Annotated in this window: 17 protein-coding genes; 6 read left to right on the forward strand and 11 right to left on the reverse strand. The window is 67.4% G+C overall.

Features of this window, described 5'->3' with window-relative positions; translation table 11 throughout:
- Window positions 1–130: 130 nt before the first annotated feature.
- A complete protein-coding gene (locus tag ABZ453_RS07710; protein ID WP_359012579.1) occupies window positions 131–1,159 on the forward strand; it encodes a hypothetical protein in 1,029 nt (342 codons plus the stop codon).
- Window positions 1,160–1,272: 113 nt separating this feature from the next.
- Here ABZ453_RS07710 and ABZ453_RS07715 read toward each other — a convergent pair whose 3' ends face one another.
- From ABZ453_RS07715 to ABZ453_RS07755, 9 genes are read right to left on the reverse strand one after another with little or no spacing between them, the layout of a single operon-like run.
- A complete protein-coding gene (locus ABZ453_RS07715; protein WP_359012581.1) occupies window positions 1,273–1,926 on the reverse strand; it encodes a methyltransferase domain-containing protein in 654 nt (217 codons plus the stop codon).
- 46 nt (window positions 1,927–1,972) lie between these two features.
- Window positions 1,973–3,811 carry a glycoside hydrolase family 15 protein gene (locus ABZ453_RS07720; protein WP_359012583.1) on the reverse strand — a complete coding sequence of 613 codons (1,839 nt, stop codon included), beginning with the start codon at window positions 3,809–3,811 and terminating at the stop codon, window positions 1,973–1,975.
- Between the two features lie 47 nt (window positions 3,812–3,858).
- Window positions 3,859–5,514 carry a thiamine pyrophosphate-dependent enzyme gene (locus ABZ453_RS07725; protein WP_359012585.1) on the reverse strand — a complete coding sequence of 552 codons (1,656 nt, stop codon included), beginning with the start codon at window positions 5,512–5,514 and terminating at the stop codon, window positions 3,859–3,861.
- Between the two features lie 20 nt (window positions 5,515–5,534).
- Entirely contained in the window at window positions 5,535–6,350 is an 816-nt protein-coding gene (locus tag ABZ453_RS07730; protein WP_359012587.1) for an MBL fold metallo-hydrolase, read from the reverse strand.
- Between the two features lie 26 nt (window positions 6,351–6,376).
- A complete protein-coding gene (locus ABZ453_RS07735; protein ID WP_359012589.1) occupies window positions 6,377–7,372 on the reverse strand; it encodes a sugar phosphate isomerase/epimerase family protein in 996 nt (331 codons plus the stop codon).
- A 2-nt stretch (window positions 7,373–7,374) separates the two neighbouring features.
- Window positions 7,375–8,289 (reverse strand): myo-inosose-2 dehydratase, encoded by a 915-nt coding sequence (gene iolE / locus ABZ453_RS07740; RefSeq protein WP_359012591.1) that lies wholly within the window; start codon window positions 8,287–8,289, stop codon window positions 7,375–7,377.
- Window positions 8,286–8,810, reverse strand: a complete 525-nt coding sequence (locus ABZ453_RS07745; RefSeq protein WP_359012593.1) for a hypothetical protein — start codon at window positions 8,808–8,810, stop codon at window positions 8,286–8,288. The genes iolE and ABZ453_RS07745 overlap by 4 nt, the downstream gene beginning before the upstream one ends.
- Complete coding sequence (locus tag ABZ453_RS07750; protein ID WP_359012595.1) at window positions 8,810–9,919, reverse strand: ferritin-like protein; 1,110 nt, start codon at window positions 9,917–9,919, stop codon at window positions 8,810–8,812. The genes ABZ453_RS07745 and ABZ453_RS07750 overlap by 1 nt, the downstream gene beginning before the upstream one ends.
- Complete coding sequence (locus ABZ453_RS07755; protein WP_359012597.1) at window positions 9,916–11,844, reverse strand: GMC family oxidoreductase; 1,929 nt, start codon at window positions 11,842–11,844, stop codon at window positions 9,916–9,918. Before ABZ453_RS07755 ends, ABZ453_RS07750 begins: the two co-directional genes overlap by 4 nt.
- A gap of 319 nt (window positions 11,845–12,163) precedes the next feature.
- Between ABZ453_RS07755 and ABZ453_RS07760 the strand changes: the two genes are divergently transcribed.
- Window positions 12,164–16,048, forward strand: a complete 3,885-nt coding sequence (locus ABZ453_RS07760) for an ATP-binding protein (RefSeq protein WP_359012599.1) — start codon at window positions 12,164–12,166, stop codon at window positions 16,046–16,048.
- Window position 16,049: 1 nt separating this feature from the next.
- Here the strand turns inward: ABZ453_RS07760 and ABZ453_RS07765 are convergent, their stop codons facing one another.
- Window positions 16,050–16,775, reverse strand: coding sequence for an SDR family oxidoreductase (locus tag ABZ453_RS07765; RefSeq protein ID WP_359012601.1), 726 nt, complete (start codon window positions 16,773–16,775; stop codon window positions 16,050–16,052).
- A gap of 83 nt (window positions 16,776–16,858) precedes the next feature.
- On the opposite strand from ABZ453_RS07765, the gene ABZ453_RS07770 reads away from it, so the two are divergent.
- The 3 genes from ABZ453_RS07770 (at window position 16,859) to ABZ453_RS07780 (ending at window position 19,577) form a co-directional block, all read left to right on the forward strand.
- Complete coding sequence (locus tag ABZ453_RS07770) at window positions 16,859–17,779, forward strand: LysR family transcriptional regulator (protein ID WP_359012603.1); 921 nt, start codon at window positions 16,859–16,861, stop codon at window positions 17,777–17,779.
- A 35-nt stretch (window positions 17,780–17,814) separates the two neighbouring features.
- Window positions 17,815–18,798, forward strand: a complete 984-nt coding sequence (locus ABZ453_RS07775) for an aldo/keto reductase (RefSeq protein ID WP_359012605.1) — start codon at window positions 17,815–17,817, stop codon at window positions 18,796–18,798.
- 74 nt (window positions 18,799–18,872) lie between these two features.
- On the forward strand, window positions 18,873–19,577 hold the full coding sequence (locus tag ABZ453_RS07780) for a Clp protease N-terminal domain-containing protein (protein ID WP_359012607.1): 705 nt from the start codon (window positions 18,873–18,875) through the stop codon (window positions 19,575–19,577).
- A gap of 89 nt (window positions 19,578–19,666) precedes the next feature.
- Here the strand turns inward: ABZ453_RS07780 and ABZ453_RS07785 are convergent, their stop codons facing one another.
- On the reverse strand, window positions 19,667–21,718 hold the full coding sequence (locus tag ABZ453_RS07785) for an RICIN domain-containing protein (protein ID WP_359012609.1): 2,052 nt from the start codon (window positions 21,716–21,718) through the stop codon (window positions 19,667–19,669).
- Between the two features lie 442 nt (window positions 21,719–22,160).
- Between ABZ453_RS07785 and ABZ453_RS07790 the strand changes: the two genes are divergently transcribed.
- A partial coding sequence (locus tag ABZ453_RS07790) for a beta-galactosidase (protein ID WP_359012611.1) occupies window positions 22,161–23,497 on the forward strand: 1,337 nt, incomplete at its 3' end.

A 23,497-nucleotide genomic window follows, 5' to 3' on the forward strand; every position in this document is an offset into this window, starting at 1 on the left:
GGACAGTATCTTGCTTGTTTCCGTCGGGCTCCTGTTCCATCACGGCTGGGCCACAGGCCGCAACTCCTCGCTCACGACGGGGAATCCGCGACGTATGGGCGGCAACGGGGCGCGGCGCGGGGGCGGGCGCATGGGATGTCTCGTCATCGTCCTGGTGCTGGCCTCCTGCGTCACGGTGTCGTTCTGCTTCCGGCTCAGCCACGACCGGCATGCCGCTCTCGACCGCATGGAAGACGCCGTGACGGCCACGAAGTCCCGGCTGGAACGGTCCGCAGTCGATGGTGAACTGCTCGGTACCGAGATCGACCGGGACCTGATGGTGAACGAGCACCGGGATGCGCCCCTGCACGAGGTGCGGCGGGTGGGACGGGTCGTCACGGTGGTCGCGCAGTTCACGGGCAATCGCCCTGGGCTGGTCTGGGGCACCTCTGAGGTCACGGGCTGCTACCGCTTCCGCAGCGTGCCGCCCTCCGTCTCCGTCAGTCGTCTCCCTGACCAGGACTGCCGCCATCTGCCCTACCCCTACCATGCCCCCGCGACCGTCGCCCGGGACGTCGTCACCGAGGTGCGGACCAGCGTCGCACGGGGCGGTCTCCGGGCGGTTCCCGCCGCCGACGTATGGTCCACCCCCGGCCTCCAACTCGTGGCCATGGAAACGGGGAAGGGCCGGTTCGCCGCGTACACCGACCTGCTCCAGTTCCTCGACGCCCCGCAGTGCTACGAGTTCCGCGCCCGGGGCGGTGCGTCGACCGTCACCGCTCGGCACGTCCCGCAGCAGCAGTGCGATTCCCGTGAGCACTCCGACCCGTGGACGATCATCTCGGCAGCCCGCCGATCCGAACTCGAAGCGAGTGCGGGCAGGATCGAGCAGCGCATCCGGCATGACGTCGCGGACGGCCGCCTCACCGAAGCCGAACTGACGCAGGCCCTCGCCCTGCCCCGAACCGACGGGCGCGGCCGGCCGGTGCCGCGTGAGCCCGTCGGGGTGCTCCTCAAAAAGCGGCGATCGGCCACCGAAGCCGTCGTCACAGTCAGAATCGAGGACTGGCAGCAGTCCGTGTCCAACGCAGGGTGCTTCGAGTTCCGAGCGGACCTCACGCGACGGTCCGTCACACGCCTGCGGACGGGGATCGACTGCCTCCAACTCCCCTCCCCATGAGCCGGCAGGTGGAATGCCCGACCTGTTGATTCCAGCCTCTTTCCCGGCAGGTCATTCTGCAAGTCGGTGACGACCCATGTGGTCGGGGCGGAAGGTGTGCGGAGCAGAACACTTCAGACCCTTGTGGGCTTGCGGGCGAGCAGACAGGCGTGCGGTCTCCTCACCCGTCCCTCGGGCTCCTGCTCCAGCCGCGCGGTGACGACGAGTCCGGCCTGCTTCATCAGGCCGACGATACGGTCCAGGGGCAGGAGGTACGACTCGTAGGACACCGGACGGCCATAGCCCTGGGTCGGCTGCAGCCGTTCGTCGCCGACATGGCCTCCCCACAGCAGGTGGCCGCCGGGCGCGAGCGTGCGGTGGAACTCGGCGAACACCGCCGGAAGCCACTGCGGAGGCGTGTGGTGGGTGGAGTACCAGGCCAGGGTGCCGCCGAGCTCGTCGCCCTTCAGCTCCAGCGAGGTCATCGAGCCCGTGGTGAACCGCAGGTCCGGATAGGCGAGGCGGGCCAGCTCGATCATCTTCGGCGACAGATCGATGCCGAAGGCGGACACCCCCAGCCCGGCGAGGTGCGCCGTCACCCGGCCGGGGCCGCACCCCAGGTCCGCGACCGGTCCCAGATCGGCTGTCCGTACGAGTTCGGCGAACCCCGCCAGCATCGCGCGTGAGAGCGGGTCCATCTCGGTGGGAAGCGGGACGCGTTGGACGTAGTCGGCGGCGACCGTGTCGTAGGACTCGCGCACGGCTGTGAGGAAGGTGGGCTCGGTCATGCGGGCGACCCTAGACCACGGCACTGACAGCCCGTGTCGGAGTTGCCTACTGCCCGTCGAGCACCCTGTCGAGGGTGAGCGCCGCGTCGATCAGTGCGAGGTGCGTGAACGCCTGCGGGAAGTTGCCCAGTTGACGGCCCGTCGGGTCGATCTCCTCCGAGTACAGGCCCAGATGGTTGGCGTATCCCATCATCTTTTCGAAGACCAGCCGCGCCTTGTCCGCCCTCCCCGCACGGGCCAGGGCGTCGACGTACATGAACGTGCACAGTGAGAAGGTGCCCTCGGAACCGCGCAGACCGTCGGGAGAGGCTTCCGGGTTGTAGCGGTAGACGAGGCTGTCGCTGACCAGTTCGCGCTCGAAGGCGTCCAGGGTCGACGCCCAGATCGGATCCTCGGGGCTGAGGAACCCGACGGTCGCCATGCGCAGCAGCGAGGAGTCCAGTACGTCACTGCCGTAGTGCTGGACGAAGGCCTGCCGCTCCTCGTTCCACCCCTTGGCCATGACCTGTTCGTAGGCGGCGTCGCGCTCCGTCTGCCACCGCCCGGCCGCCGACGGCCAGCCCTTCGACTCGGCGAGGCGCAGGGCACGGTCGAAGGCCACCCACGACATGACCCGGCCGTAGGTGAAGTCCTGACGCCCGCCGCGGGTCTCCCAGATGCCCTCCTCCGCCTGGTCCCAGTGATTGGCCAGCCAGTCCAGGTTCGCGCGCATCGCGGTCCATCCGGCGTGGCCTATCTGGAATCCGCGCTGGTGCGCGAAGTAGATGCTGTCCAGTGCCTCGCCGTAGATGTCCAGTTGGAGCTGTGTCGCGGCGCCGTTGCCGATGCGTACCGGCCGGGAGCCCGCGTAGCCCTCCCAGTGGTCGAGGATCTGCTCGTTGAGGTCGCTGGAGCCGTCGACCTTGTACATGACGTTGAGCGGGCCCGTGCCTCCGCCGCTGCCGGCCTGCTCCTTGACCCGGTCTGTCAGCCAGCCGATGAACGCCTGAGCCTCCTCCGTGAAGCCCAGCCCCAGCAGGGCGTACACGGAGAAGGACGCGTCCCGGGTCCAGGTGAAGCGGTAGTCCCAGTTGCGTTCGCCGCCCAGTTGTTCGGGGAGCGCCGCCGTCGGAGCGGCCACCACCGCGCCGCTGGGAGCGAAGGTCATGAGCTTCAGCGTGATCGCGGATCGCTCCACCATCTCGCGCCAGCGCCCGCTGTAGCGCGACTGTGCCATCCACGAGCGCCAGAACGCCACGGTCTCGTCGAAGAGCCGTTCGTACGCGTCCAGGCGGACCTCGGCAGGGGGCCCCTCGGCGCCCATCTCCAGCACCAGTCCGCGCTGCTGACCTGCCTTCAGCGTGAGTGAGAGGTTCAGGTCGCCGCCCTGGTCCGTGAGAACGTCGATCAGCCGGTCGTCCCCCGGTTCACGGATGGGGTGCACGGTGAGTGACGTGCCGTCCTCCGCGGCGAAGACCGCTCCGTGCTGGGAGATGTGCACCTCGTGCTTGCTGCGTCCGTAGTCGAACCGTGGGGCGATCTCCACCTGGAACGTCATGCTGCCGCGCACACAGCGGACCAGACGCACCAGTCGGTGGCGGGAGGTGACCGTCGTACCGGTCACGGGCATGAAGTCGACCACCTCACCGGCGCCCGCCTCGGTGATGAACCGGGTCACCAGGACAGCCGTGGCGGGCAGGTACAACTGCTTGACCGTGTGCGTCCGATGCGCCGGCCGGACCGTGCAGTGGCCGCCCTCCTCCCGGTCCAGCAGCGCCCCGAAGACGCTCGGCGAGTCGAACCGCGGCGTGCAGAACCAGTCGACCACGCCCTCGGTGGACACCAGCGCGGCTGTCTGCAGATCGCCGATGAGACCGTGGTTCTCGATCAGTGGGTAGCTGTCCATGGGGACGCCCCTTTCGAGCAGGTTTCCTCCCGCTCCTTTTCGCCCTGCTACGGGTTCTTCCACTTCGCGTTGTCGGGGATCGTCTTTTCGGGCACGCGCACCTGGATGACGGACGGGCCGCTCGTATACTCCTGTGCGCCTCGCACGGCGTCCCTCAGCTCTCCGTAGGTGCCGACTTCCCACCCCCGGCAACCGAAGACCTCCGCCAGCTTGCTGTAATTCCAGCGGTGCAGCTCGCACGGCTTGTAGAACGGTCTGTCGGAGTGGTAGACCCCTGCGTCGGCGAGCCACTGCTCCACGGCGTAGACGCCGTTGTCGATGACGAAGATGATCGGATCGAGGCCGAACCGGGCCTGCGTCGAGAGGCATTGGGCGGTCATCTGGAAGCCGCCGTCACCCGAGAAGACGATCACCTTCTGGTCGGGACTCTTGGCCAGGCAGATTCCCGTGGCGGCGGCCCCGCTGTAGCCGATCGCCGAGTAGGACGACTGGACGATGAACCCTCCTGGGTTCGGCACATCGAGCAGCAGGCTTCCGAAGTAGTTCATGCTGGCGTCGGCACCGACGATGGTGTTCCTGTCGATGTACTGCTGGATGTAGTCGTAGAAACCCTGGTACGTGATGACGTCCGTCTCCCCCACGACCGGTGCGCTGCGGGCCGGCATGTCCGGGGCCTTCCGCACCTTGGGCGTGATCTTCTCGGCCAGGATGCCGTCGACGAGGTGCTCCAGGGCGACCTGTCCGGCGAAGAAGGTTCCGAACTTGACGGCGTCGAATGACGCGAACGCGGTCTTGTCGTAGTCCGGGGCCCAGCCCAACGAGTTGATGTCTGTCAGCCACACCCCGAGGGCCAGGACGAAGTCCGCCGTGCCGGCGAGGTCCGTCACGGCCGTCGCTGACGCCTGGCCGTCGAGGACGCCGACGAACAGCCCATCGTCTTCGGAAAGGACGGACTTACTGAGGAGTTCCGTGACGAACGGGATGTTGAGTTGCTGGATCAGGTTCATGGCCTTGTCCTGAAGACCGAGCCGGTCGATCTCCACACCCAGCCAGATGAGCGGGTTCTCGGCGTTTTCGAGCTGTGCGCAGATCTGTGCGACCGACTGCTCCAGGCTGGTCTCGTCCGACAGGGTCCTGGTTGGCTTCAGCAGGCCCCTCGGCGCCTCGCACTCCAGGTCGACCATGTCCTGGAGCAACTCGATGTAGATCGGGCGCCGTTCGCTGATGCACCGGGTGAGTGCGTAGTCGATCAGCGTGGGGGCGAGATCGGGGTTGTCGATTCGTATGGCCGCGGCCGTCAGGTGCTCGAAGGACTGAAGATCCGTCTCGCGTCCGCTGATGAAGTGATGTGCGCTGAAGCCGGTCTGTTCGAAGACGATGGTCTTCTTCACGCTGGGCGTGCCGTTGATCAGCACGAGCGGCACCTTCTCGACATAGGCGCCGGCGACAGCGTTCACGGCACACAACGCGCCTGCGGAGTAGGTGACGCACAGGGCGCCGATCCCCTTCAGCCTCGCGTATCCGTCCGCCGCGTAACCGGCGTTCACCTCGTTGACTTCCTCGACGATCTCCATGCCGCTCGGCGCGACGTACCGGTTCAACCATTCGATCGAGTAGTCGCCCGCGATGGCGAAGAGGTGGTCCAGCCCGAGTTGGCGGAGCCGGTCCACCAGGTACTGCCCTACCGTGCATCCCTCGGTCATGGTGGAAGCACCTCCCGTGATCAGTAGTCGCTGGCGCCGCCGAACAGTCGGGGCATGTAGATGTCGAAGATCCCCGGGCACTTGCGTTCGGGATACCGCTGCAGCAGGAAGCTCTTGAAGGCGTCGCCCGTCAGCCCGTCACCGATCGCCTGCCGAGCGGCGGACAGGTACTCGGCATTGCGGGCGACTTCGTTCTTGTCGGCCGGCAGGCCGTGGCCCGGCAGGAACAACTCGTACTCCGACACCAGCATTTCCTGCAGGACCCGGATCCAGTGACCCATGTGTTTCGTCAGATACAGATGAGTGCCGCTGTAGATCAGGTCCTGAGTGAAGTACGCGCCCACGTCAGGAAGCCTGATGGTGAGGTGGTAGTCGATTTCGGTGTCCGTCACCCGGTCGAAGACGTACCTGACCCCGTCGATCGTCTCTTCGCCGGGACTGGCGACCTGCTTGGGAACGACTACGCGCTCCGGGGAGAGATCGCCGAGTTTCCAGTGGTCACTTATCGAGTCCTCCCCGTGATCCTGGATGAAGGTCATGGTTTCGGACAGGGCATGGACCGTGATGTCGGCGAACGCGGTTCCCAGACCGAACCAGTGGTCGGGGTGCCGGTGAGAGACATACAGCCGCTCGATCGGTTTGCCCAGGCTGTCCGCGTAGTCCCTGAACGCCCTCGCATACGGGACGAGGAACTGCGCGTCGACGAGAACCAGCTGGTTCGGGGTTTCGACGATGTGGGTGGCGTTCGCGATGTTGCTGTCCTCGAAGGACGCGACGACGGTGTGAATGCGGACATCGCCCGTCTGCTTCACGACCATGATGACGGGATCTGACATCTGGGCTGGCATGCGAGGCCTCCGGGTTATGCGGTCTGCGTCCGCAGTTCGTCCAGCGCGGCCCTGGCGACGTCGTAAGCACTGTCTCTGTCGGGCACCGCTTCGTCCTCGCCGGGTCGCCAGAAACGCCGGCGTGCCATGCGCATGGAGCTGTCGAACGGCGGGATGGCGTTGAACACTTCGATCAGGTACGGCCCGCGATAGACCGGTTGGATCTCGTTCGAGATGATGTTCCACGGGATCCAGCTGTCCTTCACCGCGCCCCGGTCGGGTGCGGATATATGGACGTAGTAGAGCCGGTCCTGCCGTACCGCCCGCGCGATGTTCTCCTTCAGCACCGAGGGGCCCTGACTTTCCATCACGACCTGCGCGGTGTCGATCGTCACGCCACCCTGCGAGTGTTCAAGGCCTTCGAGGAAGTCCAGTACCTCGGAGACCATGTTGGGCGGCGGCGTCTCCCAGCTCTTGACGGGCTCGACGGCCAGCTTCACCTCTCGCGCCGCGGCGTACTCCAACAGTTCCTCGAAGACGGAGCGCGCCGCGTCGTACCGCGGTTTCATCCAGTCCTGCAGGGCGTCGCTCCAGATCGGCTCGTCGGAGTCCGTGACCGGAAAGACCCCGTAGGGGTAGATGAACGGCCCGGACATGATCGAGTCGCCGCCCAGGACCCTGGTGATCTCGACGCGTGACTTGAGGTAGGACAGCGCCTGCCGACGCTGCTCCTCATAAGGCGACGTCGGGTCGAAGGTCCGCGTGGTCCCGACGTTGGTGGTGAACTTCGCCTCCCCCAGTCCTGCCCGCTCGAATGCCTTCTTGAGGCCCAGGTAGCTGTCGATCTCGAGCTTGTGATCGACGGTCGTGGGCCGGGCCGCGATATGCACGTCGAAGCCGTCGTAGCCCATGTCGGTCAGTGCCTTGAGGTGGTTGACCAGTGTGCGGGTGTACCGCGTGTCCTGTGGCCGCAGATCGGCCGTGAACATGAAGAAGCTGAAGAACACGTCCCGTCCGAGTGTCGCGTTCATCGTCACCACCCCAGGACATCTGCGAGGTATGCGCGGGCCTTCTTGGCGTACTCGAGCGGGACGGCCCTGTTCGGGTCCTGCTCCGCCTCCACGACCAGCCACCCCTGGTAGTGCGCGTCGGCCAGGACTTCGAGGATGGGCCGGAAGTCGATCGCACCGTCTCCGGGCACGGTGAACACGCCGAGCTGGATGGCTTCCTGGAACGACAGGCCTTCCTCACGTACCCGGCTGACCACTTCGGGCCGGACGCTCTTCAAGTGGACGTGTCCGATGCGGTCGGCGTACGCCCGCGCCAGCTCCAGGGGATCGTCGCCGGCGAAGGCCATGTGTCCCGTGTCGAGCAGCAGATGGACCAGGTCCGGATCGGTCGAGGCCATCAACCGGTCGATGTCGGCCCGGTTCATGACGCCCGTGCCCATGTGGTGGTGATAACTGAGCTTCATCCCGGCCGAGTCGGCGATCCTGCCCAGCTCGTTCAGGCCCGAGGTCAAGGCGTCCCACTGGGCGTCGGTGAAGACCGGCCGGTTGGCGAACACATCCACCGGCAGCAGGTGCGAGGAGGCGCCGAACTCAGCCACGACCAGCTCGGTCCCGCCCAGCGCCCTGATACGGGCCAGGGTTTCCTCGAAGGCGGAGATCGTCTTCTGCCGCATATTGCCGATCGTGAAATAGGTGCTCGTCCAGGGCTCGGACACGCTCAGGCCGCGCAGATCGAGGGCTGCCTTGAGCTCGTCGGCGTCCGACGGGTACTTGTGTCCGATGCTGCAGCCCTGGAAGCCGGCGAGGGCCATCTCACTCACGGCCTGGCCGAAGGAGATACCGACGTCGATGGTGGGGAAGTCGTCGTTCCACCACAGGGTGCAGCAGACACCGAGCTTCACCTTGTCCGGGCTGAGGCGGTCAGCCACATCCGTCATCTCCTCGCCCCTTTCAGGTAACGCTCCGCGATACGGGGCGGTTTGGCCCAGGACCCGTATCCGGGTGCCTTGGCACCCGGAGGATTGGCCCCGATGGCCCGCCACAGCAGCCCCTCCTGGTAGGAGGCGGCGGTGACCGTAGACGTCCCCACCGCCGTTCCGGCCCCGTAGCGGTCGGTCCACTCGGGCGGCAGCGCGTACCACATCCCGGCGTACCAGAGCTTGACGATGTTGCGTGCCACCGGCCCGAGGCGGTCGTCGCTGAAGACGCGGTGGCGCAGAGCCCGGTCCAACAGATCGCGGTCGAGCGGGGTTCGGGTGGGACTTCCGGCGTCACCGACCGCATCCGTCCGGGCCGCCCGATGGGCTGCCAGGAGAGCGATGAGAACCTCGTCACCGCAGGCGGCCCGCACCTTCGCCAGGTACTTGTGGGCCATGCCGGTGCCGAGCAGATCGGTGGCCTCGAAAGCGGTGAGGTCGACCGAGAGGGAGAGGAAGTCCTCGAACGGCGGGGCGGTCATCACGTCACCACCCGGGGCGTCTCGCCGGCATCCGCTGCGGCCAGCGGATCAGGTCCGGTCTCGGCCGCAATCTCGAAGGTGGGAGCGGCGTGCAGGCCGCCGCTGCCCGGCAGGGGGTTGCAGATCAGCCGGTTGAACCCATCGCGCAGGCGGAACATCTCGCAGACGGCATCCTGCAACAGGTCCGGCTGTCCGTTGAACGCCTTGGTGAGCAGGGCGAGGAAGGCCGCGTAGTCGGCGTTGAAGTCACGGGCGACGCGGGCGAGTTCCGATCCCGCCGGGTAGTCGGCCAGCCGGGCGCTCGTCTTCACCTTGTACACGTCGTCCCAGTCGATGCGCAGCGCAGGCCCCGAAGGCGCGTCAGGCGAATCGCCCTCCTGGTAGTAGCGCCCGAGCTGGAGCTGCCGGAACCGGTAGTAGTGGGCCAACTCCCCGTCCGCGTCGTAGATACCCGAGTCAAGGCCCTCACCCTGTGCGGCGATGAAGCGCAGTGCCCGCTGGGCCGACTCCAGGTCGGTGACGACGATCACGTCTCCACCGCCGGAGTAGAAGTACTCGGGCCCCATCTGCCGGGCCGGATCCCCGCGGAAGAGCGTGGGGTCGTCGGCCGCCACCTTTTCGAGCCCTTCGATGATCTCCTCGTAGAACTCGCCGATGCTGTAGAAGCGCATGCCCTCGGTCGTGGGGCTGGAGACCATGAGCGGAGTCCTGTCGTCGGGTACCTTCACCAGCCGCTCGTCGGCGCTGGGAGCCTTGCCCGGTCGCTCGATCTTGCAGAACGTCTCCACCGCTTCGGGAGAGAAGTGCCGCAGGTCGACGGTGAAGTCGCTCTCCCCGTCCGGCAGGTAGGCGGGATAGGACGGCACGAAGCCGGGTCGGGTCAGGTCGGGCTCCCCGCCGATGGCGTTCAGGACGTTGGCGACGAGGGTGAGGTGCAGCATCTCCTCCACCGCGGCGACCCGGATGATGTGGGCGGCGTCCGAATTGGTGGTGGAGCGGATGGAGTAGTACGCGGTCAGGTACGTCGGGATGGTCCCGTGCTCCAGGGCCATCGCCGCGTTCAGGTAGCGGATCAGATCGTCACGGTTCTCGATGGTCGACGCGATCACCTGGACACCTCCCCGGAGAGGGACGCCGCGTGGTGCCGATCGGCGGAGATGTCGATCGGTGCGGTCTCGGAGTCGAGTTGGGCCAGCATGGCCCGGACGCTGCGCAGGCACAGGGCGGCGACGGTGAGCGTCACGTTCGACGTGCCCACCGTGGGCATGCTGCCCCCGCCGACCATGTAGAGGTTCTCGTAGTCCCAGCACTTCTGATCCGCGTCGACCACCGAGGCCGAGGGGTCACGGCCCATCACATGGGTGCCTGCGAGGTGGTTGCCCCCGCGCAGTTCGTATCCCTCGCCGTCGTGGACGGCGTAGCCCCAGAAGTTCGGGTTGTACACGGTGTGGTCCTCGGCCCCCAGACGCGCGAAGATCCGCTTCGACAGCTGGCGGGCGTACGCCACCCCCCGCATCGTGTACTCGGGGATGTCGTAGGTGAGGACGGGCCGCATGTTCCCGAGCTTGTCGGTGAAGTCCGGGCTCACGGTGATCCGGTTGCTCGGGTTGGCGGGGACCTCGACCATGAAGGCCAGCTGAAGCTGACGGGAGACCTTGTCCACCAGCGCCTGGCGGAGGGACTCGCCGTAGCGTCCGCCGGAGTCCACCAGGCCGATCAGGTCGGTCATCGGCGCGCCCCGGGCCCAGCCCCAGCCGTCATTGTGGATGTCGATGGTGAAGGCCGCCTGGCGGCTGCGGAAGCGGCCGCCGCGCAGGTCGGCGATGCCGCCGGTGCAGATCGTGCCACGGAAGGTACCGGCCACCTCCGGCAGCAGGCCCCACGCCAACAGGTAGGCGTGGTCCATGAAGTTGCGCCCCATCATCCCGCTCGAACCGTGCAGTCCGGAGGCCAGCATCAGCCGGGGGTTCTCCACGGCGTTGGCGGCCAGGACGAACAGCCGGCCACGGGCCCTGACGGTGTTGAAGCCGGGACTGTCGGGACGGTCGTAGTGCCGGTACTCGATCTCGGTCACCCGGCGCGTGCGCTCGTCGACGTGCACCTTGTGAGCCACCGCCTGGGCCACCAGGTCGACGCGGCCGCTCTGGAGGGCCAGGGCGAGGGTTTTGCCGGCGTTGTACTTGGCCTGCACCGGACAGATGGGCACGCAGTTGTCGTTGCCCTGACACCGCTCGCCGACCTCGACCTGGTACGCGCTGACCGCGCCGCGCGGCACATACCCCTTCCCGCCGTCGTAGGCCGGGTTCGGTATGCCGTTGCGGCCCTGCGGGAACGGCCGGACCCGAAGCTCCCGTTGCTCCCCGTCGAGTGCGACCGGCATCCCGTCGAGGTCCTTGGCGACCGTCCGGTCCAGGTAGGACAGGGGCAGTCCCTTCATGGGGAACACATAGCCCTCGTCGAAGGTGATCCCGAGATAGGCCTGGTCCTCCACGTCCGCGGAGACGCCGATCTCGCGTTCGGCCTCGTTGTAGTACGGGGCGAGGTCCTCGTAGGTGAGCGGCCAGTCCGCCCCCTCGCCGTAGAGCGTGCGCATGCGGAAGTCCTCCGGCAGCATCCGCAGCGTCTTGCCCTCCCAGTGCATGGTGGTGCCGCCGAGGACCCGCGTGTAGGTCGTGTCGGTGGCGAAGGGCCCGTTCTGGACGATGTAGGCGGAGGCGTCGGGCGCACCCGGGGTGATGCGCCGGGCATCGGAGCCGCGGGGCATCGGGGCGTTCGGGACGACCGGATAGGGGGCCTGGTTGTCCTTTCCGATGGCCGAGTAGAACCGGTTCAGATAGCCCTCGTAGCCCCTCAGGGTGAGGTCCTCGGCCGGGCCCGCTTCGAGCAGCAGCACTCTCTTGCCGGCATTGCTCAGCCGCAGGGCGATCAGGGCGCCGGAGATCCCGCCGCCGACGACGACAGCGTCGTAGACGACCTCGGCCGCCGCCAGGGGGTCGGTGCGCTGGGCCGCGCCCTCGGGGAACTTCGCGTACATGAGGCGGTCACTCCTCCTCTGCCAGCCCGGGCCGGGACCGGCGTGGCGGCTGGTACTCGAGTCGGTCGGACGCTGCTGAACTCCCTTGCCACACAAGCCGTTTGGAAAGGGTGAGAACCGAGTGCGCCCATGGATGCCGCCATGGCTGCGTGGGGATTCCGGCATGAGAAAGCCGGATGAACGGCGCAAGAGGGCGCAGATCGTTCAGGGAACTTCGATGATCAAGCTGTGAGTTCGTGTCACTGCGGGCACTGCCTGGCGTGCAGACCACTGCCGCATCACCAACGATACGCGCGATCCATCATGATCGCCGATTGAGATGACCGACGGGAGAGCGTTCCTTGATCAGACGTGTTTGCCGTGGCTGAGCGCCCATCAGAATCCGTTGCGGGCATGGTCACCGAGACTGCCTCCGCCGGAGCGATGGTCATGTTGCGGTCCTGTCCGCCAGTGCTTTCATGGAAACGAAGGCATACGTGCCAGCAGACATCGCGCTGTGGCAGCGTCGAGCCCGGAACGCGTGTCCGTGCCACCCTGCGCCGTCCTCACCTCGCCCGCCACAACGTGCTGCGCGGAGGGAGCGGACCTCATGCCCACCAAGGTCATCCGCCATCCGGAAGGCAAGGAGCGGCCTCACAGCGCCCCCTGGTATACGTTGTATCCGAGGCGGTGGTGGTCCCGGTTCTCAGTAGCGACCAGCAAGAAGTGGCGCACGCTCAGGACCGAGAGGGAAGCGCACAGGAGCATTGCGCCGAACCGGAATTGGCGCCCGGGAGTGTCCTCACTCGGTCCACTGCTGCGGATATACGCCTTTGTCGGGACGGCCGTGGTCATCGTTTGGGTGGGACTAGCCATTTACGACTACCACGAAACAGCCGGCGCAACCGAGTCAGAAAAATCAGGCAACGAACTCGACAGGTTGCTTACGTCCCCATGGTTCGACGCCGTCTCCCACATAGTCGGCCCCGTTCTCACCGGCTCGCTCCTCCTGTCCTTCTTCCTTCTGTACTGGTACCACCGGACCAAGAAGCCGCTCGTCGACAAGGCACGTACCCATCCCCATGAGCTGGTCCCCACCGCCGGAACCCTGGTCAACCGGATCGTCGGGCGTCGCGAACTGTCCCAGGTCATCGCCCAGACCCTACGCAACCGGAAGACCAGGAAGCCCTATCTGCTGGTGGGCGGCGTGGGCGTCGGCAAGACCGCCGTTCTGGTGGAACTCACGCGGATGCTCGCACAGCAGTCCGCTGTTCCCGTGCCCATAAGACTGCGCGACATGAAAGAGGACGGTGAACTCGACTTCGAGCAAATGGCACGGCACCGCTTCGAAGAAGAGACCGACCAAAGTGTGCTTGCCGGCAGCAACATCGACAAGACGTGGCGCCAGCTGAGACTCGACGACAAAGTCGTCGTCATCGCCGACGGCCTGGAAGAGGCGCTCCTCGACGACAAGTTCCAGGAAGACCGCGACAACATCATCCGGCGGGCGATAGACCGCGCGGATCGCCAGAAGCTGCCGCTGGTCATCGCCTCACGCCCGCACGCGCCGCTCGAGGGTACCCGGGCCGCGATCGCCGACATGGAACCGTTGAGCGAGGAAGCGGCCCTGGAATACCTGACAAGCGGATCCGGTGAACTGGACGAACGGCGCCTCGACTGGGTGGTGGAGACCGCCGCGGTGGTGGACTCGCCGATCTACCTGCGGATCGCCCATCTGCTGCAGCAGCACGGGCTATTGGAGCACCTGACGCTCCGCGACGGACACCACCGCTTGGACACCCGCAGCAACGACCGCGCCACCCTCAGACTCGGGCTTCTCGACACTTACCGTCAGGCCATCGAAGACGGGCGCATCTTCGACAATCTGGTGATGGACCGCAGGGAGCGCCGGGAGACCATGTGGGTCGTGTCGGCACTGGCCTGCCTGGGGCTGTTGCAGGACAGCCTCGAGGTGACATTCGACGACTTCGTCAGCGCACACGTGGACGACCTCTGTGAGCGTATGAAGTCCCAGGACGATCACCAGGCGGCGGGCAATCACCAGGGGAACGGGATCCGTCTCATCGTCTCCCCGGCTCAACGCGACGCGATATGGGGCGTACTGAGTCGGCAGGTGGGCCGGTCGGCGCCTTGGCTCAACGTCCTGGAGTACCCCCACGAGTGTCGAACCGAACTGGGCCGGTACATCGCCAACGGCCAACTCCTCGGACTGGTCTACGGCTGCGCCAACCGGGTCCGGTTCCCGCACAGCATCCTCCAGGCATATCTGGGTTACCGCCTGCTCAGAGAGATGCAGGACGACGACATCGCCGCAGTCGTCGAACCGGCGCTGCACAGTCCGGGTCCGTCCCGGGAACTGCTCATCGCCCTGGTGCTGTTCTCACGTGCCCACAACGGCCATGGAACGCCGCCGAAACTGGCCGAACTGCTCAGCAACGCCGCTGCGAACCGGCATGACGCGAAGTACTACGACCTGTACGCCGCAGCCCTCGAGATCGACTGTGTCGACCCGGTGCCCATGCAGGACAAGCTGGCTCAGGACCTCGACGCGCGATGGGCGGACCTCACCATCAAAGGTGACCAGCGGACCATCGAGGAAGCGAAGTTGGGGCTGGTGCGCCACTTCGGAGCCGCTCTGCGCGAACGGGAGCGGCGCAGCAAGGGAAGTCATGCACGCTCAGAAATGGAGCCCGTGCAGCCCTGCCTCCCCTACAGGCACCTCTTCCAAATCGGTACGCATGAACCCTCGTACGCCGTTCGGATCGCGATCGCCCACCAGATAGCCGCCGGCGGCGACGCGGCGTTCAAGGAGTTGCGCACGGAGTTCCCCCTCGGAAGCGACCCGATAGCGCAGTACCTGGGACGGATTCGTGAAGCCAGGCAGAAGCGCGACCACGACTACACCGCCTGGCTCGACGAAGAAGCTTCGAACCCTGCTTCCGATCCGCCGGCCGCGGAGAGGAGACAGCGGAAGCACGACTGGATCATGCGGGAGTACGAGCGAAGCCGCATCGCCGTGTGGCGCCACTTCGCCCTGCGGGCCTGGCTCGTTCCCATGGTCGTGGGGTCTGTGTCCGAGAAGTACCGCGACGAGGCCAAGGAGCGGCTGAACCTCTGGTTGCACAACCTCACCACCCCGCCCGGCCGGCAGAACCCGCCCATGCCGCTGTCCTTGGAGAACGCTCTGGCCCAGGGCTTCAAGAACGCGGCGAACCGCCGGAGACGGCACCCGGACGCCTATGAGGAGACCCGGGCCTACCTGGTGAAGCAGGCGGAGACGATGCTCACCCGCAGTCGGTACTGGTACGCACAGATGAGTCTGCTCCATGCGCTGTGCCTCTGGGAGCTCCCCGACACGGCCGGACGCACCACCACATACAGTGCGGCGAACCGTCGCAAGCACCAACCCTCATCACCATCGGCCGACCCCACGACGGACGATGACGTGGCATCCACCAGTCCCGTGGAACCCGTGCGGTCGGTCACGCGGTGGCTCGCCCTGGCCGGCAGCGCCCACCAGCCCCCGGCGCCTCCCGACGCCCCAGACGAGCATCAGCCGGAAAAGGTCCTCCACCCGTTCGTCGCCGAAGCCGGGGATCTGGTGACCCTGGCGTTGGAGACAGGACACCCCGAGCGGTTCATCTGGATCGACGAGAACGGAGCCACCGACAACGTCGGTTCCACTCCAGCCGATCCGGAGCACTACCGGAAGCACAACCTGTGGATCGCCCCCTCTGTCGGCTGGAGCATCCTGCACCCTCGAGCCCAACGCCTTCTCGCCGACGTACTGGTCATGATCAACCTCACCGAGGGCAACGGCACACCGGACGACATCGAGGAACGCCTGAAGCTCGCGGACAAGGACACCCTGCCGTACTGCCTCACCCACGACCGCACTCGACTGCATCCCGAACACAGTGTCGGCCGGGCGGACAGAGACAACTGTGGCACCACGTGCCTGTCTCCGTGCGAGTTCCGTCTGTGCCCCTATCCCCCTCAGGCCGGAAAAGCCCAGGCGGAGCTGGCGGAGTTGTTCTGCCGGCAGCAACAGACGCTGTTGCACAGCCGTTACCGCTGGCATCTTCCCGCCGTCAGCCGACACACCGCGCCGTGGGTGAGCATCCCCGTCCGGGAGTTGCACGCCTTCTGGGAGAAGATGGCCAACCGCAACCGCAAGACGGACGGGGACGAGCACCACTTCTGATTCACCAGGGGACGACTCCCCCGTCGTCGAAGAAGCCGCCGCGCGGCCCGTCGTCCGGCAGGGTGGCGAGGTGGACGGCGATCGCGGCGCCCTGCTCGGGTGTACGGATTCCGTTGAAGCCGGTGAAGTCGCTCGCCACGTAGCCGGGGCAGCAGGCGTTCACGATGACGGGCGTGTCGGCGAGTCGGCGGGCGTACTGTGCCGTGAGGCTGTTGAGCATCGTTTTCGACGGTGCGTACGCGGCCATGACCGGACCGGTCTGCAGCGTCAACGAGCCCATGTTGCTGGACACGTTGACGATGCGCGGCGCGCTCGCGCGGCTGAGCATCGGAAGCATCGCGTTGGTCACCCGGACCACGCCGAACACGTTGGTGTCCAGGACCGCGCGGACGACATCGAGGTCGAGCGTCGTGGGATCCTGCGCGCCGCTGTCGGTCCGGCCGGAGATGCCCGCGTTGTTGACGAGTACGTCGAGCCGCCCCGCTGTCTGCTCGATCGTCTTGGCCGCCGCGGCGACGCCGTCGTCCGAGGTGACGTCGAGGGCGACCCCGAACGCGTCGACGCCGGCGGCACGCAGTCGTTCGACGGCGTCCTCGCGCCTGGAGTCGTCGCGAGCCCCCACCGCGACCCTGAAGCCGATCGCCCCGAGCCCTTGTGCGATGGCGAAACCGATTCCCTTGTTCGCGCCCGTGACCAGCGCGGTCTTCGTGTCGTTCACGCCAACCATGCTCCGTGGAGCGGGCGTTGACGGTCCAATATCGCATCGGTCCGCTGTGATACTCGCCGGGTATCACTCGGTAGGCTGCCCAGGTGGATGACTTCGAGACCCGCGAGCTGCGGTACTTCGTCGCTGTCGCCGAGGAACTGCACTTCGGCCGTGCCGCCGAACGGCTCGGGATCGCACAACCGCCGCTGTCTCGCGCCATCCGCCAGTTGGAGCGCCGGCTCGGCGTCCAGCTCCTCGACCGCAACCGGCGTGGCGTGGCCCTCACCGAGCCCGGACGGGTACTGCTCCGGGAGGCCGCTACGGCCCTCGACGCGGTCGCGGCCGCCGCGCGTCGGACGCGACGCGCCGGAGATCCGAAGCGGCCGCTGGTGCTCGCGACGAAGGCCGGGGCCTCCCACGAGCTGCTGCAGCAGCTGCTCGACGCGGTGGAGGGCGAACCCGGCGCGGCACCGGTCGAGGTCCTGTTGTGCGAGGTGGGCGAGCAGGCGGGGCTGCTGCGCGACGGACGGGCGGACGTGGCACTCATGCACCGCCCGTACGACGACCTCGCCGGGTTCGACACCGAGGACCTGTACGTCGAAGGCCAGGTCGCGATCCTTCCCGCGGGGCATCCGCTCGCCTCCCGGGACAAGCTCACGCTGGCGGAGGTCAGCCATGTGCCGAACCTGCCGATCGCTCGATGGCCGCGGCTCGACGGGTCGTACCCGGAAGGGCCCGGGCCGGAGGTGCGGACCCAGTCGAAGCTCGCCCAACTCGTAGCGCTGGGAAGGACGTTGCTGGTGATTCCCGCCTCCAGCCGTGCCTGGCAGTGGCCCGAACACGTCGCGGTGCCCGTAATCGACGCACCTGACGTCACGACGGTGCTCGCATGGCCGTCGAGCAGCCGCTCGCCGGCGGTCGCGTCACTGGTCCGCTCGGCGGCCGGACTCCGCGGCAGTACGTTGTCCTCGCCCGAGCGGCCGGGAAATCCCCTTGGAGACAAGGGGCGTGCCACGCCACCATGATCCCGCATCACCAACCAGACGAGAGGGAACGGTGAATGAGGCGGAATCGGCTCGGGCAGAGCAGTGTGCACATCACGGAGCTCGGCTTCGGGGGTGGTCCGCTCGGCGGACTCTTCGCACCGCTGGACGACGAGACCGCCGCGGAAGCCCTTGAAGCGGCCTGGGAGAGCGGGATCCGTTACTACGACACGTCTCCGCACTACGGCATCGGGCACTCCGAGCGCCGTATCGGCGGCCTGCTGCGGGACAGGCCACGCGAGGAGTGGACGCTGTCGACGAAGGTGGGCAGGCTGCTGGTCCCGCAGGATCCGACGGGCCGGATGGACGAGAGTTTCGCGGTTCCCGCCACGCACCGGCGGGTGTGGGACTTCACCCGGGACGGTGTGCGGCGCAGCGTCGAGGAGTCGCTGGAGCGGATGGGCGTCGACCGCATCGACGTGCTGTTCCTGCACGACGCCGAGGAACGGTTCGAGGAGGCGTTGCGTGAGGGGTATCCGGCCCTGGCCGAACTGCGTGCCCAGGGGATGGTGGGCGCGATCGGCGCGGGGATGTACCACCCCGGCAAACTGACGCGGCTGGTCGAGGAGTCGGACGTCGACGTGGTGATGCTCTCCGGCCGCTACACGCTGCTGGACCACAGCGCCCTGGACGACCTACTGCCCGCCTGTACGGAGCGGGGTGTCTCGGTCATCGCGGCGTCGATCTTCAACTCCGGGCTGCTGGCAACCGCCCGGCCCGCCGAGGGTGCCACCTTCGACTACGCGCCCGCCGAGCAGGAGACGGTCGACCGGGCGCATCGTATGGCCGACGTCTGCGAGGCGCATGGCGTGACGCTGCCGGAGGTGGCGCTGGCCTTTCCGCTCCGCCATCCGGCCGTCGCGGGGGTCGTCGTCGGGATGCGTACGGCGGACGAGGTACGGCGCAACGTCACGGCGTTCGAGGTCGAGATCCCGGCGCGGGTCTGGGACGACCTGCGCGCCGAAGGTCTCTTGGACGAGCGAGCACCGGTGCGGGCCTGACGACCCGACAGTCGCCGGAATCCAAGCGTCAATTACAAGTTGACGACGAGGTGTCGTCAACTTAAGATTGACGCATGAGCCCACTCGACATCAGCCTGGCCGACCTGATCGCCCGGCTAGACGAGGAACTGCCCGAAGCCAACGAACTGGCACGCATCAGCGAGGCACGGCTTCGTGCCCAGACGCTGTCCGACCTCGGTGACCAGCTCATCGACCACTACGTCAGCAAGGCCAAGCAGACCGGCGCCTCCTGGACCGAGATCGGTGACGCCATCGGAGTCTCCAAACAGGCCGCCCAGCAACGCCACACGCCCGCCGCCTTCGAGCGGTTCACCCACCTCAACCGGCACAGCATCGTGCTGGCACAGGAAGCCGCCCGAACGCACAAACACGACTTCATCGGCACCGAACACATGCTCCTCGGTCTGCTCGGCGAGCCGCGCGGTCTGGCGTACGAGGTGCTGGTGGCGAAGACCGAGTCGGAGCGGCGCATCCGCGACGCGATCCGGGAAGCGTTGCCGCCCGCCGGGAAGAAGGCACCGCGGGGTCACATCGCGTTCCGGCCGGAGAGCAAGAAGGCCATCGAGGAGGCCCACCGCGCGTCGGCCGCCCTCGGCCACGACTGGGTCGGCACGGAACACACGCTGCTGGGCCTGATCCGGGTGGAGGAAGGCCTTGCCGCGCAGATCCTGCGCGATCTCGGCTTCACGTGGGACGAGTTGAACGAGACGGTCAGGAGCGAGATCGCCGCACGGCTCGCCACGCGCGACAAGCAGTGAACACAGGTCATTCGCCGGTCACCGCATGAGAACGGGCTCGCCGGATCACCGGCGAGCCCGACTGCTGGTTCCCTGCCTGGCGGTCCGGGTCAGTTGACCCGGACGATCTTCCACAGTTGGTCGTCGACGCTGACGTCGTTCCACTGGATGACGGAGGCGCCGTTGGCGGTGGAGGACTGGGCAACGCCGGCGACGAGACCGCTGCCCACGTTGAGGAGCTTGTAGTAGCCGCCGCCTGCGCTGGTCAGGGTCCACCTCTGGGAGGCGCCCGCGGAGGCGCTGTTCTGGACGACGGCCGCGCCCGCGGCGGTGGAGGCGTTGCCGATGTCGAGCCTGAGAGCGCTGTGGACGTTCTGCAGGGTCCACGCGCCGCCGCTCTGGGACTGGAAGGTCCACAACTGGCAGTCGCACGCGGAGTTCTGCCACTGGTCGGCCGCCGTACCGGCGGTCGTGGAGGCGGCGGGGATCTCCAGGTACTTGCCGCTGTTCTTGTTCACCAGCACGTACTGGCCGGTGGACAGGGTCGGCAGCGCGGTCTGGGTGAGGTTCCAGCGCTGGCAGGCACAGCCGGTGCCGTCCCACTGACCGGCGACGGTGCCCACCGCGGTGGAGGCGCCGGGAATCTCCAGATACTTGCCGGTGAGCCGGTTCACGGCCGTGAACCCACCGGACGGGCTGGGGGTGACCGACCACTCGTGGTCGAGGGTGCCGTTGTCGTCCCACTGCAGGATCTTGGCGCCGTTGGCGGTGGACTGGTTCTCCACTCCCAGCACCTTGCCGCTGGCCACGTTGTAGATCTTGAAGTAGCCGGACGGCTGGAGGACGAACTTCCACTGCTGGTCGGTGGCGTTGTCGGTGTTCTGCTGGGTGGCGTAGGTGCCGTTGGTGGTCGTGCCGCCCGCGATCGTCAGCGCCAGGTTGCTGCCCGCGTTGGAGACGGTGTAGGTGGCACCGTCGTTGATGCCGCCGCCCAGGTCGATGGTGCTGTAGGTGACCGGGTTCAGCGAACTGCCGTTGTAGCCGCCGCTGAAGACCTCCAGGCTGTGGCCGTCGGGCAGCGGGAGCATGCCGCGGCTGTATCCGCCGGCGACGTTCGACTGGATGCGGGTCCAGGCGTTGGCGGCGCCGTTCTGGGTGTTGAGGAAGAGGTCACCGGTGCTGTTGGCACTGACGACGAGCGTGCCGTTGGCTCCGCCGGTGGGAAGCCAGGTGACGTACGGCGCACTGGAGGGGACGTAGCCGTCGGTCGCCTTGAGCACCTGGCCGGTGACCGAGCCGAAGGCCTCCGGGTCGGCGGAGATCTTGTAGTAGACCGCGAAGTTCTTCTCCGGCGCGCCGCCGTACTCGTACGTCATCACGTACTTGCCGTTGGGCAGTTGCGCGACGGTCGCCATGCCCGGGCGGTCGCCGTACGTGGGCATCGCCACGTCGTCCACGACGGGGCCCCAGTTCACTCCGTCCGTGCTGACCTGGTGCACCAGCTTCTGGCCGTGGTTGGTGTCGCGCTGGTCGGAGTAGTAGACGACGAGGCGGTTGCCGTTCATCAGGAAGAAGGGCTCCCACACGGGCGTGTATCCGTTGTCGGAGATGGCCCGGCCGCCGGTGGCGATGTTGCTGACGAAGGTCCAGGTCAGGCCGTGGTCCGTGCTCGCGTACATGTCGATCTTCGTCGCGGACCGGTCACTGGGGACGGAGTCGCCCGCGATCAGGAGGGTGCCGACGGGGAAGCTGCCGAGCGCCGTGGGCAGTTCGAAGAGCTGCGGCTCCCAGCGCATGCCCCACCCGTTCTGGGTGTCGGCGACGTCGGAGATCTTCGTCCAGGAGTTGCCGTTGTCGGTGCTGCGGTAGATCGGGAAGACGGGCGTACCCGACGTGTACTGCTCGAACGTGGCGAGGACGGTGCCGCTGGAGGAGCCGCTGTGCTCCAGCCGTATCGCCCTCGGATACAGGGTGCCGGGGGCGGGGGTGCCGGACGGCGGGGTGTACATGGTCTGCGACGGGCGGGACAGGGCGTGAGCCCGGCCGGCGGCCGGGAGGAGGACCGCCCCGACGGCCGCGACCAGTGCCAGCAGGAGGAGGAGAGGGGGGACGGGGTGCGAACGCGCGGCGCGGGGTCTGGCGCCTGGCTGGGCAGGGGACATGTGCGGCTCCACAGCGGGGATGAGGGCGGGTGTGTGCGGGAGCCGGTCGGCTCCCGGGGGCGGCTCTGACGCATGACGGCGTTCGGGCGATCGAACGAGGTCAGTGGCTATGGCCGCGCGGTCAGATCGCGCGGTCATGTCTACGCAGCAGAGCGGGGGACGTCAAGAGTTCCGACCCCTCCCCGCATTTCGCCCGGCAGGCGGCTCGCCGACCACAACGAGACCCGGGCGGTGCGTCTCTGCAGTTCAAAGCCACTGCAAAGGGAGCCCTTCACTTCACAGGGCAAGCGGATGAGCCGAGTCCGGCTGTTGCGACCTTCGCCCCGCCACCTTGACAGCAGGCCCGAGCAGCGCTCACGCTTCCCGATATCCGCCGATCATGTTTGTTGGATCTCGTTTGGTTATGGTCGCGTGACGGCCTCGACAATGGAAAGTGACCCCCGTGACAGCTCCGCACTCTCCCCAAGGCCCCGCCACGCCCGTGCTCGCGGTGCCCGGTATCGCCTACGGCGGTGACTACAACCCCGAGCAGTGGCCCGAGGAGGTCTGGGCCGAGGACGTACGCCTGATGCGCGAGGCCGGCGTGAACATGGTCAGCGTCGGCATCTTCTCCTGGGCGCTGCTGGAGCCGTCCGAGGGCACCTACGACTTCTCCCGCACGGACCGGATCCTCGACCTCCTGCACGACCACGGCATCGCCGCCGACCTGGCCACCCCTACCGCGGCCCCGCCGGCCTGGTTCTTCGTCCAGCATCCCGAGGCCCTGCCGGTCGATCGCGACGGGCGCACACTGTCGTACGGCAGCCGCCAGACGTTCTGCCCGTCCAGCCCCGCCTACCGCGAGGCGGCCCTGCGGATCACCGGCGAACTGGCCGAGCGCTACGCCGACCACCCGGCCGTGGTGATGTGGCACGTCCACAACGAGTACGGCTGCCACAACGCGGCCTGCTACTGCGACACCAGCGCGGCGGCCTTCCGCACCTGGCTGCGGGCGAAGTACGGCGAGGACCTGACCGCCCTCAACCATGCCTGGGGCACCACGTTCTGGTCCCAGTGGTACTACGACTGGGACCAGATCCTGCCCCCGCGCGCCACCGGCGCGGTCCCCAACCCCACCCACCAGCTGGACTGGCGCCGCTTCTGCAGCGACGAACTGCTGTCCCTGTACCGGGCCGAACGCGACCTCCTGCGGACGGTCGCCCCGTCCGTCCCGGCCACCACCAATTTCATGGTCAACTTCAGCTTCGACGCCCTCGACTACTGGCGCTGGGCCCCCGAGCTGGACATCGTCTCCAACGACCACTACCTCCAGTCCACCGACACCGCCTCCGAGATCGACATCGCCTTCAGCGGCGACCTCACCCGGTCCCTGGCGGGCGGGCCGTGGCTGCTGATGGAGCACTCCACCGGCGCGGTCAACTGGCAGCCGGTCAACCGCGCCAAAGGCCCCGGCGAGATGCGCCGCAATGCCCTCGCGCATGTCGCCCACGGCGCCGACGGCATCGCCTACTTCCAGTGGCGGGCGGCCAAGGCGGGCGCCGAGCAGTGGCACTCCGCGATGCTCCCGCACGCCGGCACCGACAGCCAGATCTGGCGGGACGTGGTCCGACTCGGCGCGGATCTGGGGTCGTTGGCCGAGGTGCGCGGAAGTGTCTCCACCGCGCAGGTCGCCGTCGTCTGGGACTGGAACGCCCGCTGGGCACTGGAACAGCCCTCCCAGCCCAACGGGGACCTGCGCTACCTGGACCTGGTGCGGGCCTGGTACGAGCCGCTGTGGCG

It is taken from the genome of Streptomyces sp. NPDC005799, assembly GCF_040630525.1.
Taxonomy (GTDB): domain Bacteria; phylum Actinomycetota; class Actinomycetes; order Streptomycetales; family Streptomycetaceae; genus Streptomyces; species Streptomyces griseorubiginosus_B.

Excerpts from the sequence above, each read along its gene's own strand:
- ABZ453_RS07755 (WP_359012597.1), bottom strand. The coding sequence starts at position 11,844 with ATGTACGCGAAGTTCCCCGAGGGCGCGGCCCAGCGCACCGACCCCCTG.
- ABZ453_RS07735 (WP_359012589.1), bottom strand. The coding sequence starts at position 7,372 with ATGAACGCGACACTCGGACGGGACGTGTTCTTCAGCTTCTTCATGTTC.
- ABZ453_RS07725 (WP_359012585.1), bottom strand. The coding sequence starts at position 5,514 with ATGACCGAGGGATGCACGGTAGGGCAGTACCTGGTGGACCGGCTCCGC.
- iolE (WP_359012591.1), bottom strand. The coding sequence starts at position 8,289 with ATGACGGATGTGGCTGACCGCCTCAGCCCGGACAAGGTGAAGCTCGGT.
- ABZ453_RS07780 (WP_359012607.1), top strand. The coding sequence starts at position 18,873 with ATGAGCCCACTCGACATCAGCCTGGCCGACCTGATCGCCCGGCTAGAC.
- ABZ453_RS07760 (WP_359012599.1), top strand. The coding sequence starts at position 12,164 with ATGACCGACGGGAGAGCGTTCCTTGATCAGACGTGTTTGCCGTGGCTG.
- ABZ453_RS07775 (WP_359012605.1), top strand. The coding sequence starts at position 17,815 with ATGAGGCGGAATCGGCTCGGGCAGAGCAGTGTGCACATCACGGAGCTC.
- ABZ453_RS07710 (WP_359012579.1), top strand. The coding sequence starts at position 131 with ATGGGATGTCTCGTCATCGTCCTGGTGCTGGCCTCCTGCGTCACGGTG.
- ABZ453_RS07730 (WP_359012587.1), bottom strand. The coding sequence starts at position 6,350 with ATGTCAGATCCCGTCATCATGGTCGTGAAGCAGACGGGCGATGTCCGC.
- ABZ453_RS07765 (WP_359012601.1), bottom strand. The coding sequence starts at position 16,775 with ATGGTTGGCGTGAACGACACGAAGACCGCGCTGGTCACGGGCGCGAAC.
- ABZ453_RS07785 (WP_359012609.1), bottom strand. The coding sequence starts at position 21,718 with ATGTCCCCTGCCCAGCCAGGCGCCAGACCCCGCGCCGCGCGTTCGCAC.
- ABZ453_RS07715 (WP_359012581.1), bottom strand. The coding sequence starts at position 1,926 with ATGACCGAGCCCACCTTCCTCACAGCCGTGCGCGAGTCCTACGACACG.
- ABZ453_RS07720 (WP_359012583.1), bottom strand. The coding sequence starts at position 3,811 with ATGGACAGCTACCCACTGATCGAGAACCACGGTCTCATCGGCGATCTG.
- ABZ453_RS07745 (WP_359012593.1), bottom strand. The coding sequence starts at position 8,810 with ATGACCGCCCCGCCGTTCGAGGACTTCCTCTCCCTCTCGGTCGACCTC.